Annotated in this window: 5 protein-coding genes; 4 read left to right on the forward strand and 1 reads right to left on the reverse strand. The window is 37.5% G+C overall.

Translation table 11 applies throughout. The features are described 5' to 3' along the window. Positions 1-225: 225 nt before the first annotated feature. The 3 genes from blp1 to groL all read left to right on the forward strand — a co-directional run bounded on the left by blp1 (position 226) and on the right by groL (position 12,280). A complete protein-coding gene (gene blp1, locus NQ782_RS09540) occupies positions 226-10,056 on the forward strand; it encodes a biofilm-associated Ig-like repeat protein Blp1 (protein ID WP_086231137.1) in 9,831 nt (3,276 codons plus the stop codon). 240 nt (positions 10,057-10,296) lie between these two features. Continuing rightward, a complete protein-coding gene (groES, locus tag NQ782_RS09545) occupies positions 10,297-10,587 on the forward strand; it encodes a co-chaperone GroES (protein WP_000065579.1) in 291 nt (96 codons plus the stop codon). Positions 10,588-10,645: 58 nt separating this feature from the next. Next, positions 10,646-12,280 carry a chaperonin GroEL gene (gene groL, locus NQ782_RS09550; protein WP_001274623.1) on the forward strand — a complete coding sequence of 545 codons (1,635 nt, stop codon included), beginning with the start codon at positions 10,646-10,648 and terminating at the stop codon, positions 12,278-12,280. 177 nt (positions 12,281-12,457) lie between these two features. Here groL and NQ782_RS09555 read toward each other — a convergent pair whose 3' ends face one another. Next, the gene (locus NQ782_RS09555) at positions 12,458-12,832 is read right to left on the reverse strand and encodes a diacylglycerol kinase (RefSeq protein ID WP_000379022.1); all 375 of its coding nucleotides are present in this window, start codon (positions 12,830-12,832) and stop codon (positions 12,458-12,460) included. Between the two features lie 106 nt (positions 12,833-12,938). On the opposite strand from NQ782_RS09555, the gene NQ782_RS09560 reads away from it, so the two are divergent. Continuing rightward, on the forward strand, positions 12,939-13,901 hold the full coding sequence (locus NQ782_RS09560; RefSeq protein WP_000732913.1) for an MBL fold metallo-hydrolase: 963 nt from the start codon (positions 12,939-12,941) through the stop codon (positions 13,899-13,901). Positions 13,902-13,909 lie beyond the last annotated feature (8 nt).

Raw genomic sequence — 13,909 nt, forward strand, 5'->3', positions numbered from 1 at the left:
TTCTATATATGGGGAATAGGAAAACATTTTAAATGTTTTATCATTTTAAAAAATAATATTAATGCATAAAAAGATTTTGACTATATAAAAAGCCGTGCTTTTTAACTAGCTACAATATGGATTTAGTTTTTTATGTTCTTTAATAATATTTTATTAAAATGAGTCTCTATTTGACTTAGTATTTTAGAAAAACTTAATAATTATTTGAAATTTCATGGTGGAAAAATGGTACAAGTATCATTAATGGCAAATAATGCTTCAAAAAATAATACAGTTGATATTAATATTGGCCAAACAAAAAATATTGTAGTAGATCCGAAGGTAATCGCAAAAATTGATATTAATCCAGAAAAAATTGCTTCAATAACAAGAGATGGTAATAGTGCGGTTATCCATCTAAAAGATGGGACTGAAATTGTTTTAGAGAACTTTTTTATTAGTGAAAATCCACAAATTCTTTTAAATGAGGGGCAGACTTATTGGGCTGCTAATTTAGCTGAAGATGCTACAGGACAGACCACTGTTAATTATTTAGAATTAAAAGAGATACCAAAATATATAGATGCTTCATCTTCTGTACCCATCTGGTCTTGGGTTGTTAGTGCTTTAGCTGGTGCAGGGACAGTTGCATTATTATCCCAGCAAGACGCCAAAGATAAAACACCTCCGGAACCAGGTAAATTGTCTTTCCAAAATCTTTTAGATTCAGGGGAGTTAACACAAGATCAGATCACGAATGATAACAAGTTTAATTTAAAACTCAGCGGACAGGAAAAGGGAAGTAGCGTAACGTATTTAATCTCTACCGATGAAGGTAAAACCTGGCAAGAGACGACATTAAATCAAAAAGATTTAGCTGACGGTATTTATCTTTATAAAGCTGTAGTGACAGACGCTGCTGGCAATACCTCGGAAACGGCTGTACAAAAAGTAGTTGTGGATACTACCGCGCCGCAAGCAGGTGAACTAACTTTATCTGACTTGAGTGATACAGGTATTTCAGTAACAGATCAGATCACGCAAGATAAAAACTTCAATTTAAAGCTTGAAGGACAGGAAAGCGGCAGCCGAGTAACATATTTAGTTTCTACCGATGAAGGAAAAACTTGGCAAGATACAACGATAGCCCAAAAAGATTTAACTGATGGTGTTTACCAATATAAAGCTGTAGTGACAGACGCTGCTGGCAATACCTCGGAAACGGCTGTACAAAAAGTGGTTGTGGATACTACCACACCACACTCAGGTGAACTGACTCTATCTGACTTGAATGATACAGGCGTTTCAGTAACAGATCAGATCACGCAAGATAAAAACTTCAATTTAAAGCTTGAAGGACAGGAAACTGGTAGCCGAGTAACATATTTAGTTTCCACTGATGAAGGAAAAACTTGGCAGGAAACCACGGTAGTCCAAAAAGATTTGGCTGACGGTATTTATCAATATAAAGCTGTAGTGACAGACGCTGCTGGCAATACCTCGGAAACGGCTGTACAAAAAGTGGTTGTGGATACTACCACACCACAAGCAGGTGAACTGACTCTATCTGACTTGAATGATACAGGCGTTTCAGCCACAGATCAGATTACGCAAGATAAAAACTTCAATTTAAAGCTTGAAGGACAGGAAACTGGTAGCCGAGTAACATATTTAGTTTCCACCGATGAAGGAAAAACGTGGCAGGAAACCACGATAGCCCAAAAAGATTTGGCTGATGGTGTTTACAAATATAAAGCTGTAGTGACAGACGCTGCCGGCAATACCTCGGAAACGGCTGTACAAAAAGTGGTTGTGGATACTACCGCACCGCAAGCAGGTAAACTCACTTTATCTGATTTGAATGATACAGGTGTTTCAGCAACAGATCAGATTACGCAAGATAATGGTTTTACTTTAAAGCTAGTTCAACCGATTGTGATTGGGGAACAAGCCGCTTTACTAGACCACTATGAAGTTTCAAAAGATGAAGGAAAAACTTGGCAAGAGACAACAGCTGATCAAAAAGATTTAGCTGATGGTATTTACCAATATAAAGCTATAGTGACAGACCTCGCAGGCAATATCTCAGAATCTGCTATACAAAAAGTTATTGTAGATAATTCCTTAAATGTTGAATCAACCACAGTGATTGTAAAGCCGATTACTGAAGACAATACAATAAGTCTAGTTGAAAAAGATCAAGTTATTTCTATAAGACTTGAAATAGCTAATTTACCCACAGATTTAAATAGCTCACTGACATCAGTAAATACGACATTAGACAATGTTACTTATAATTTTCATTTTGATGAAGTCACGCAAGAATGGGTTACTGAAATTCCAGCAGAGTTTCTTTGGTCAGTAGAGCCGCAAACCAATATATCAATTGAGATTAGTCTTACTGATCAAGCTGGCAATACAGCCATTATCAAACATACCCAAAATTATAATGTGGATCATACTCCGAATTCACCAACCCTAGATTCACTGACTTTCAACAATATAGATGGAGCTATCATTTCAGGTAGTGCATATAAAGGAAGTAAGGTCGATATCTACAATAAAAATGGTGATTGGCTTGCAAGTACAATAACTAATGAAGAAGGTAAATTTACTTTACAAGATCTTTCAATTAACTCAAATCAAGAAGTTTACGCAGTCGCTACTTATAATGGTTATAGCAGTGAAAATTCATCAATTGGGCTAGTTACTGAAGTTCCAGCTATTAGTATTACACGAATTAGTCCAGAAGGCGTGATTAGTGGTTATGCGACTGAAGGTAGTCATTTTATTGTAAAAGATCAGAATGGAAATATTCTACAAGAATTTAATTCTAATGTATTTGATAGCTCTGGTATTACACCATTTAGTGTAATGGCATTAGGCGAATTAAGACCATTTATTTTGTCCCTCGATCAGCCTTTAGAGGAAGGGGGTCAAATTATTATCACTACAGATAAAGATAATATTTCAGGCCATCCACAATATATTACTGCAGACTATACTCCAGCAGTATTTTTAGAAACTCCACAATTTGATATTAGTGGTGAAACTTTATCAGTACATGTTAATGAACCTAACAGCTTTATTCGTGCATTTTCTGGAGAAGGCAATTTAATTGCTACAGGTTTTACCGATGAGCAAGGCTTTGCAAGTTTACAAGTGTTCCAATTTTTAAAAGAAGGCGAAACGGTTACTGTACAAGTAGTAGATAAAAATCAAAATACGAGTGAAACCCTAATCGAGGTTCCAAACTTTGCTTATATTCCACATATTGAACGTATCACACAAGAAGGCTTAATTTCAGGAGTTGCTGAAGATAATAGTACGGTAATTGTACGTGATGCTGATGGCAATGAATTAGGAAAGGTTACATTATGTGATGAAAATAGTTGGAGTGACTTTAGTCATTTTAGCTTGAATGTAAACCGCCCTTTAATTGATGGAGAGAAAATTTCCGTTCAAATTATTGATAATAAAGGGTTAATGAGTCCTGAGCAAAATATCATCGTAGATCTGACTCCTCCATCTGCTCCAACGGAGTTAAATTTCAATGATGCTGGTGATTTAGTTTATGGTCATGCAGAACCTTTCTCTGAAATTTTAGTTAAAGACGGGCAAGGAAATATTCTTAATAAATGGTTTTGGAATAACTGGACCGATGAGAGTGGAAGTTTCTCAATAGAACTAGGTACATTTTTAACAAATGCTGAGACAGTTTATGTCACGGCTACCGATGTAAATGGAAATATAAGTTTAGCAGCTCAGATACAGGCGCCTAACTATGCTTTTGCCCCCCATGTAGATAGCTTTACTTCGGATGGCGTGATAAGTGGGCAAGCTGAAAATAATAGTACTCTCACTGTTAAAGATGCCAAAGGTGACGTTGTAGCTGAAATTAAAGTTGGTGAAGATAACGGTTGGAATGGATCAAGTTATTTTAAACTCCAGCTTGATCGTCCTCTTGTCGATGGTGAGCAGTTTTTCTTATCAATTAAGGATGCACGTGGGCAAGTAAGTGCTGATACTGTAATTACCGCTGATACGGTTGCTCCTACACCAGCCAGCAATTTAGTTTTCTCAGAAGATGGTTCATATCTTACGGGTGTAGCAGAACTGAATACTACGATTCAGGTTTTTGATCATAATGGTCAGCTAGTGAATATATGGAATAACACCATTAACTCTGACGGTACATTTACTATTTATTTAGGTAGTAACAATTTACATGGAGAAGCATTCACAGTCACTGTTAAAGACCAAGCCGGAAATGTGAGTGAGGCTATTTCAATAAACGCGCCACTTGACGATATTGCACCGAATCCAATTAAAAATATTTTACTTGATGCAAATGGCCAAAACTTTACAGCACAAGCAGAAGCAAATACTCAGATCGAAGTTTTTGATTCATTGGGTAATCAGACAGGTTGGGGTTCTACAGATAGTGCAGGTAATGCTTCTGGTTCTTTCAATCAAACTTATTTACACGGTGAGGAACTCACTTTTGTTGTTATAGATCGAGCAGGTAATCGCAGTATCGAATTTAAGCAAAATGCTTTAATTGATACCATTGCACCAAATCCGATTGAAAATATCATCTTCAACGAAAATGGCCAAAGTTTTACAGCTCAGGCAGAAGCCGGAAGTTCTATTGATGTATTAGATCAGACTGGAAATAAGATTGGTTTTGGTTACACCGATAGCTCAGGTAATGTATCTGGTTATTTTCAACAAGTTTACTTACACGGTGAGGAACTTACTTTTGTCGTGATCGATCGAGCAGGTAACCGCAGTGCAGAGGTCAAGCAGAGTGCTTTGAATGATGACGTCGCACCAAATCCGATTGAAAATATTGTATTAGATCTCAATGGTCAGAACTTTACAGCTCAGGCAGAAGCAAATAGCCAAATTGAAATCAAAAATAATAATGGTGACGTCGTAGGTTATGGATCAGCAGATAGTGCAGGTAATGTTTCAGGATATTTGTATCAAGTGCATTTACATGGCGAAGAGCTCACTTTTATTGTAGTTGACCGAGCGGGTAACCGCAGTACAGAGGTCAAGCAGAATGCCTTGATTGATGATATTGCGCCAAATCCGATTGAAAATATTGTATTAGATATCAATGGTCAAAACTTTACAGCACAAGCGGAAGCGAATACTCAAGTTGAAGTTAGAAATGCTGCAGGTGAGGTCGTAGGTTCTGGTTATGTAGATGGCGCTGGTAATGTGTCAGGTTATTTATATCAAGTCTATTTACATGGAGAAGAGCTCACTTTTGTTGTCGTTGACCGAGCGGGTAACCGAAGTACAGAGGTCAAGCAGAATGCCTTGATTGATGATATCGCACCAAATCCGATTGAGAATATTTTACTTGATGCGAACGGACAGAACTTTACAGCTCAGGCAGAAGCAAACACTCAAATTGAAGTCAAAAATACTGCTGGTGAAGTCATAGGATCTGGTTCAACCGATAGCATGGGTAATGTTTCTGGTTACTTCTATCAGGTCTATTTACATGGTGAAGAACTCACTTTTGTTGTAGTTGATCGAGCGGGTAACCGCAGTACAGAGGTCAAGCAGAATGCCTTGATTGATGACATTGCTCCGAATGCGATTGAAAACATTATCTTTAATGAAAATGGTCAAAACTTTACAGCGCAAGCAGAAGCAAATAGCAAAGTTGAAGTTAAAAATGCTGCGGGTGAGGTTGTAGGTACTGGTTATGTAGATAGTGCTGGTAACGTCTTGGGTTACTTGAATCAAGTTTATTTAAAAGGTGAGGAACTCACTTTTGTTGTGATTGATCAAGCCGGTAATCGCAGCGTTGAAGTAAAACAAACAGCCTTTCTCGATAATACAGCACCAGAAAATGCGACTAATTTAGTATTTAGCGAAGATGGTTCATATCTAACTGGTATGGCTGAGCCAAATGCTACGATTCAAATATTTGATCAGAATGGTCAATTATTAAATCTTTGGAATAATAATGTTAATTGGGATGGAACATTTAGCGTCTCATTAGATACTAATTACTTGCATGGCGAAGAATTTAAGGTGGTTGTAGTAGATCGGGCTGGTAATTTGAGTAGCGCGGTTACTGTAAAAGCGCCACTTGATGATACTGCTCCTGTAGCTGCAAGTAATCTGGTCTTTAGTGAAGATGGTTCATCCCTTTCGGGTGTAGCAGAGCCAAATACCTTCATTCAGATTTTTGATCAAAATAGTCAACAGGTGAATACGTGGAATCAGAGTGTAAATGCTGATGGTACATTCACTATTTCTTTCGGAACTTACAATTTACATGGTGAAGAGTTCACAGTCACTGTTAAAGACCGAGCTGGAAATGTGAGTGAAGCTGTTTCAGTTAAGGCGCCGCTTGATGATATTGCCCCAAATCCGATTAAAAATATTGTATTTGATGCAAATGGCCAAAGCTTTACGGCACAAGCAGAAGCAAATAGTCAGATTGAAATTTTTGACTCATTTGGTAGTCAGATAGGTTGGGGCTCTACCGATAGCACTGGTAATGTGACGGGTTACTTCTATCAAGTGTATTTACATGGAGAAGAATTAACGTTCGTTGTTATAGACCGAGTAGGTAACCGTAGTGATGAAATGAAGTTAAATGCTTTGATGGATACCATTGCACCAAAGCCGATTGAAAACATCATCTTTAATGAAAATGGGCAAAATTTTACAGCACAAGCAGAAGCCAATAGTTTTATTAGTGTCAAAAATGCTGCGGGTGAGTTTGTTGGCTATGGTTATGTCGATAGTACTGGTAATGTGTCCGGTCACTTCAATCAGGTTTACTTAAAAGGTGAGGAACTCACTTTTATTGTTATAGATAAAGCAGGTAATCAAAGTATTGAATATAAGCAAAATGCTTTAACTGATGATATTGCACCAAATCCGATTGAAAACATCGTCTTAAATAAAAATGGACAAAACTTTACAGCGCAAGCGGAAGCCGATAGCCAAATCGAAGTTAAAAATACTGCGGGTGAGGTCGTAGGTTCTGGTTATGTAGATAGTATTGGTAATGTGTCAGGTTCTTTTAATCAAGTCTATTTACATGGAGAAGAGCTTACTTTTGTTGTAGTTGACCGAGCAGGTAACCGTAGTACAGAGGTCAAGCAGAATGCTTTGATTGATGATATCGCACCTAATCAAATTGAGAATATTGTTTTTGATGTAAATGGTCAGTACTTTACGGGGCATGCTGAAGCAGATACTCGAATTGAAGTACTAGATCAATTTGGCAATCGCGCTGGTTGGGGATATGTTGATAGCCAAGGTAACGTGATAGGTTATTTCAATCAGGTTTATTTACATGGAGAGGAATTAACTTTCATCGTTGTAGATATAGCTGGTAACCGAAGTGTTGAAGTTAAGCAAAATGCTTTAATTGATAATGTCGCACCGCCAGCAGCAGCAAATATTACATTAACCTCAGACGGATTGCTTTTTGGTGAGGCGGAGCCAAACTCAACTGTTGAAATTATTGATCAATATGGTGCAGTTATCACAACAACTTATGTTTGGTACGATGGCACATTTAATCAATGGATTAATCTGAGTCAATACCAGACACAAAATTTAAGTATTGTTGTCAAAGATCAAGCAGGTAACCGCAGTGAAGTTGTACATGAATTAGTACCAGTATTTACCAACTCACCAATTGCTGCAACAGAGCTAAAACTGGATATAGATGGTCATATTCTGACAGGTAAGGCGACAGTAGGAATGTCGGTTGTTGTTACATCTACTGATGGTCAGACCATTAACGGAGGGTGGAATAATGCTGTGAATGAAGATGGTAGTTTTGCTATTCAGTTAAATGATTACTATCTACAGGGACAGACATTACAAGTTCGAGTTTATGATCAGAATACGAATCAATATAGCCTAATCTCTGAAATTATTGCGCCTTTAGACAATATTGCTCCAGTAATTAATGAAGTGGTAATTAACAATGATGGTTATGGTATTACTGGGCAAACTGATTCAAAAGCAATCATTCAGGTAATGGATGCGGATGGAGATTTACGAGCAGAATTTCAAGCGGATGAGACTGGATATTTTAACGCTAGTATTTATCCACCTATATTACGTGGAGAGCAGTTATTCATCACTGCGATAGATTTAGCCAAAAATATAAGTAAGCCATTTAATATTACTTTTAATGCAGATACTAATGCACCGCCATCAGCAGAGCATATTGTGGTATCTGAAAATGGTTTTTTTATTGAGGGAACCGCTGTAGCAATTAGTACTGTGCATATTTTTGATGTGCATAGTAACCATGTTGCCACTAATGTTGCAGATGAAGCTGGAAACTTTAATATTCAGTTGTATCCACCTCTAGCGAGTGGACAAATTTTACGCATTGTTGTGGAATACAATGGGTATCAAAGTGCTTACACCGAAATTACGGCACCTATAGACACTGTCGCACCAAATGCAGCAACTCAGCTTCTCTTAGAAGATGGAAATGTACTTTCAGGACAAGCGGAAGCATATTCAATTGTTAATATTTTTGATGCTAATAATAATTTGGTTGGTCAGACTAATGTTGGAAGTGATGGTGCTTTCTTAACACACCTATGGTATGAGTATTGGCATGGCGAAACATTAACGGTAAAAGTAGTTGATGCCAATCAAAATGTGAGTGTGGGGACAACGATTGTTGCTATAAATGATACGGTAGTTCCAGATGTAGTTACGCAGCTTGCTATAGATGAATGGGGTTCGCTCACAGGGAGGGTAGAAAGTTATGCTACTGTTGAGCTTACCTATCATTTTACTGACCAACCGCTTTCTGTAACGAGCACTACAGCATTGGCAAATGGAATGTTCTTTATCTATCTGGATAGAAATGCAACTTCACTTGACCTTACTGTTATTGATCGTGCTGGAAACCGTAGTGAAACCATTAGCCAAATAATTAGTGATTTACCGACTGTTATTATTGATCACTTTAAAGGTGATGCTACAGATAATACTTATAACATTGATACTATAGATGATTTTGTTCAAGAATATATTGTTGAGCCGTATGCAATATATAAAGACGTCTGGATTGATAATAGCTATATGTATTCAGATTGGGTCATTGAAGGCCATTATGAACAGATATGGTTTGTTGATGGATATTATGAATCGCAATGGGCCACAAGTGGTTATTCAACTGTACAAAATATTTATCAAAATCAAAATGGTATAACTTATATTGATAATGGCACGGCAGATAGCGATTATAGTCGATATGAACAACAATATTATGATTTCGTGAATGGCCAATGGCAAGAAGGCTATGAATTAACTTATATACGTTCAGAAGAAGGATGGGTTGATACAAGTCATTATGAAGATGTTTATATTGATACAAGTCATTATGAAGAGGTTTGGGTAGATACTAGCCACTATCAAGATATTTGGGTAGAAAATAGTTATTGGGAGAGTCAACTTGTTGAATCTGGCCGTAGAGATGTGGATTTAGGCGGGCATGATAAAATTATCAGTTCTGTTAATTATAGTTTGGTTGGTTTATATCAAACAGTAAATGATCCAACGACTGTAGATTCGTTTTTGGAAAGCGGTCGTTATGTAGAAGACTTGGAGCTGGTTGGTTCTGCTCATCTAAATGCAACAGGCAATGCTTTAGATAATCTTTTAACAGGTAACTCTGGTAATAACGTTTTGAATGGGCGTGAAGGTAACGATACCTATATCACTAATGAAGGTACTGATACCATTGTGTTCCAATTGCTAAATAGCCAAGATGCAACTGGCGGGAATGGACATGACACGGTGTTAGATTTTACTTTAGGTGATATAAGAACTAACCTTCAAGCTGACAAAATCGATTTAAGTGAACTATTAATTGACTATTCTAAAGATGTAAGCGCATTAGCTAAATTTATTACTGTAGAGCAAGATGCTGGGAACACGACTATTAGTCTTGACCGAGATGGCGAAGGTACAATGTTTAATAGGGTGTCACTGTTAACTCTAAATCAAGTAAATACAACATTAGACGAATTACTAAACAATCAGCAAATTATTGTTTAATATGAATATTTAACTTTAGGAAAGAGGCTGTGAAAATAGCCTCTTTTATTTTGTGCTTTAAATTTAATAAAAACTCTTCACAACCTGTTAAAAAATGACCAAAAAAATAGAATTTTTTTTCATTTTCCCCTTGAAGCCATTTTTTTCATCCCCACAAAAGTGACATCTAAATATTTTGTTATTGCTCTGGATTAAAGCAATAACGATTAATCAAAAAGACTAAGTCTGATGGAGTTAATTATGAGCAACATTCGTCCATTACATGATCGCGTTGTGATTCGTCGCGTAGAAGAAGAAACCAAAACTGCTGGCGGTATTTTATTGCCAGGTTCTGCTGCTGAAAAACCATCTCAAGGTGAAGTAATTGCAGTAGGCAATGGTCAAATCACTGATAACGGCGTACGTGCTTTGGATGTTAAAGTTGGTGACAAGGTGTTATTTGGTACTTATGCAGGTACAACAGTTAAAGTAAATGGTGAAGAACTCTTAATCATGAAAGAGTCAGACATCTTAGCTGTATTAGAAGGCTAATCGATCCATAACTCAATTCATTATCAGATTCAGTATTTAAAAAGATTCGGAGTTTAATATGTCAGCTAAAGACGTAAAATTTGGTGATTCAGCTCGCTCAAAAATGATTGCAGGGGTAAACGTACTTGCAGATGCGGTTAAAGTGACTTTAGGTCCTAAAGGCCGTAACGTTGTGATCGACCGTTCTTTCGGTGCACCGCACATCACTAAAGACGGTGTAACTGTTGCAAAAGAAATTTCATTAAAAGACAAGTTTGAAAACATGGGTGCTCAACTTGTTCGTGAAGTTTCAAGCAAAACTAACGACATCGCAGGTGACGGTACAACAACTGCAACTGTACTTGCTCAAGCAATTTTAAATGAAGGTATCAAATCAGTAACTGCTGGTATGAACCCAATGGATTTGAAACGCGGTATCGACATTGCAGTAAAAACTGTAGTTGAAAATATCCGTTCTATTGCTAAACCAGCTGATGATTTCAAAGCAATTGAACAAGTAGGTTCAATCTCTGCTAACTCTGATACTACTGTTGGTAAACTTATTGCTCAAGCAATGGAAAAAGTAGGTAAAGAAGGCGTAATCACTGTAGAAGAAGGCTCTGGCTTCGAAGACGCATTAGACGTTGTAGAAGGTATGCAGTTTGACCGTGGTTATATCTCTCCGTACTTTGCAAACAAACAAGATACTTTAACTGCTGAACTTGAAAATCCGTTCATCCTTCTTGTTGATAAAAAAATCAGCAACATTCGTGAATTGATTTCTGTTTTAGAAGCAGTTGCTAAAACTGGTAAACCACTTCTTATCATCGCTGAAGATGTTGAAGGTGAAGCGCTTGCAACTCTTGTTGTAAACAACATGCGCGGTATCATCAAAGTATGTGCTGTTAAAGCTCCTGGTTTCGGTGACCGTCGTAAAGCAATGCTTCAAGACATCGCGATCTTGACTGGCGCAACAGTTATTTCTGAAGAAGTTGGTATGTCTTTAGAACAAGCAACTCTTCAAGATTTAGGTACAGCGCACAAAATCACTGTTTCTAAAGAAAACACAGTTATTGTTGACGGTGCTGGTGATGCTGCTGCTATCGCTGAGCGTGTTCAACAAATCCGTGCTCAAATCGAAGAATCTACTTCAGAATATGACCGTGAAAAATTACAAGAACGTGTTGCTAAGTTAGCAGGCGGTGTTGCTGTAATTAAAATCGGTGCAGCAACTGAAGTTGAAATGAAAGAGAAGAAAGACCGCGTAGACGACGCACTTCACGCAACTCGTGCAGCAGTTGAAGAAGGTGTTGTTGCTGGTGGTGGTGTTGCTCTTGTTCGCGCTGTAAATGCTCTTGAAGGCTTAAAAGGCGCTAACGAAGATCAAACAGCTGGTATCAACATTTTACGCCGTGCGATCGAAGCTCCACTTCGTCAAATCGTTGCGAATGCTGGTGATGAGCCATCTGTAGTTATCAACGCTGTTAAGAATGGTGAAGGTAACTTCGGTTACAACGCTGCAACTGGCGAATATGGTGATATGTTAGAAATGGGTATCCTTGACCCAGCTAAAGTAACTCGTTCTGCACTTGAGCACGCTGCTTCTGTTGCTGGCTTAATGTTAACTACAGAATGTATGATTACTGACATTCCTGAAGACAAACCAGCTGCTCCAGATATGGGCGGTATGGGTGGTATGGGCGGAATGATGTAATAACGCATCAACGCTTTAACCCAAAAAAAAATCCCTGCATTCGCAGGGATTTTTTTATTTTTCCAGTAATTTTAAGAATAAGTTAAGTTCAGAACCCTAAAATTAAAAACAGGAACAGCAGCTAGAAGTTCCTCTTTTGTTACAACCATGCTTATCTACTTATAAGCATGGTTTTTTTTACCCAAATAAAATAATAAGCCAAGTTGCGACAATAATAGAAAGTGCAACAAACTGAGCGGCACTACCCATATCTTTTGCATTTTTGGAAAGTTGGTGTTTCTCGAGTGAAACTCGGTCAACCACTGCTTCAATGGCAGAGTTGAAGAGCTCAACAATGATGGCAAATAAACAGACAATGATCATCAGGGCATGTTCGCCGCGAGTTACATCCAGGAAAAAGCTGACAGGGATGAGTACAAGATTAATTAAAACAATTTGCCGAAATGCAGCTTCATTTTGATAAGCAGCTTTAAATCCTGAAATTGAATAACTGGTAGCGTTCAAGATGCGCTTTAGGCCACTTTTACCTTTATAGGGAGAATAACTATCCATTCACTTATATTTTTGACACTTTTCATGCATTATATAGTGCAGCCCTTAAAAAAATATTAAATCTTTTTTAAAGATTTTGACTTTATAACTCCATAGAGAAGAAGAGATGAAAAAACTATTTGTAGCCTTAGGACTTATCATGGGTAGCTTGCATATAAGCTATGCAGAACCAGCTTCAGCTCAACAAGTACCCGGATATTACCATCATCAATTTGGTAATTATCGGATAACTTCCTTGCTCGATGGCACTATTTATCTAGATCCTAAATTGTTTAAAAATTTAAGTCAGGCTGAAAAAACTAAAATTTTAACGAAATATGCTGCTGTAAATGAGAAGGGGATTCAGACTTCAGTAAATGCCTTTTTGGTTGATGATGGTAAAAGTTTGACGCTTGTTGACAGTGGAGCTGCGAGTTGTTTTGGTCCACAGTTAGGTTCAATTGCTAAAAATCTTGAATTAGCGGGCTATCAACTTGCCAATGTGAAAACTGTTTTATTGACCCACTTACATCCAGACCATGTGTGCGGTATTGCTCAAAATGGAAAAGCCGTATTTCCTAATGCAACGATCTATGCTCATGAGCGTGAAGCAGATTATTGGTTAAATCCAGCAAATGAAAAAACTGTACCAGCGGATAAAAAAGAAAATTATTTAGGTACTGTTAAAAACGTAAAAGCTGCACTTGCACCTTATCAAGCAAAAAAAGCATTCAAAACCTTTAAAGATGGTGATGTTATTCAAGGTTTTGAAGTGATTAATACACAAGGGCACACACCGGGACATCATAGCTTCCGTTTGAAGAGTAAAGGGCAACAAATTGTCTTTGTTGGTGATATTGTCCACTCACATTCTTTACAGTTTGATGCTCCAAAAACTGGGGTAGATTTTGATGTAAATTCAGAGCAGGCAATTAATACTCGTTTAAAAATGTTTGCTGAAATTTCAAATAAGCAACAATGGGTAGCTGCCCCGCATTTACCGTTCCCGGGAATTGGTCATGTGTATAAAGTGAATGCTGAGCAGTATCAGTGGATTCCTTTATATTTCAATAACAGTCTTGATAAATAAAAAAAACA

This window comes from Acinetobacter sp. BD54 (genome assembly GCF_044778325.1).
GTDB lineage: Bacteria > Pseudomonadota > Gammaproteobacteria > Pseudomonadales > Moraxellaceae > Acinetobacter > Acinetobacter baumannii.